At 62.1% G+C, this 712-nt stretch carries 1 protein-coding gene; it reads left to right on the top strand.

Annotated elements, in window-relative coordinates:
* A partial coding sequence (locus tag BST27_RS30720; RefSeq protein ID WP_139805516.1) for a pentapeptide repeat-containing protein occupies nucleotides 1–712 on the top strand: 712 nt, incomplete at both ends.

The following is a 712-nucleotide window of genomic DNA, read 5'->3' as shown; positions in this document are numbered from 1 at the left end:
ACGGGTGCTCCGTCGTCGGGGTTCTTCAACTCCGGTTCGGGTAGTTCCTCGGGCTTTTTCAACCTGGGTGCGGGCAGTTCGGGGTGGAAGAACCAGGGGCTGGGTACCTCGGGTTGGGGCAACGTGGGCGATTTGCAGTCCGGTTTGCGCAACCTGGGCAACACCATGTCGGGGTGGTTCAACGTCAGCTCGTTGGACGCGGCGCAGGAGGCGGTGGTCTCTGGGTTCGGCAACGTCGGCAGCCAGGTTTCCGGGTTCTTCAACAACTCGGTGACCGACTTCACCAGCTTCAGCGTCGGCCTGGGCAACGTGGGCGGGCTGAATGTGGGCGGCGGCAACGTCGGCCAGCTCAACATCGGGTTGGGCAACGTGGGTGGCTTCAACCTCGGTGGCGGCAACCTGGGCAGCTTCAACTTCGGGTTCGGTGACCTGGGTAGCCACAACTTCGGGTTCGGCAACCTCGGTGATGGCAACATCGGCTTCGGCAACTCCGGTTCGGGCAACATCGGTATCGGTAACACCGGTAACGGCAACATCGGTTTCGGTAACTGGGGCGATGGCAACTTCGGTTTCGCCAACTGGGGTGATGGCAACCGCGGTATCGGGTTGCTCGGTAGCAACAATGCCGGGTTCGGTGGGTTGAACGCCGGTAGTGACAACGTCGGGTTGTTCAACTCCGGCACCGGTAACCGCGGGTTGTTCAACTCCGGCA

Source organism: Mycobacterium intermedium (assembly GCF_002086275.1).
In the GTDB taxonomy this organism is placed as follows: Bacteria; Actinomycetota; Actinomycetes; order Mycobacteriales; family Mycobacteriaceae; genus Mycobacterium; species Mycobacterium intermedium.
This window is presented reverse-complemented; position numbering and strand designations above follow the sequence as displayed.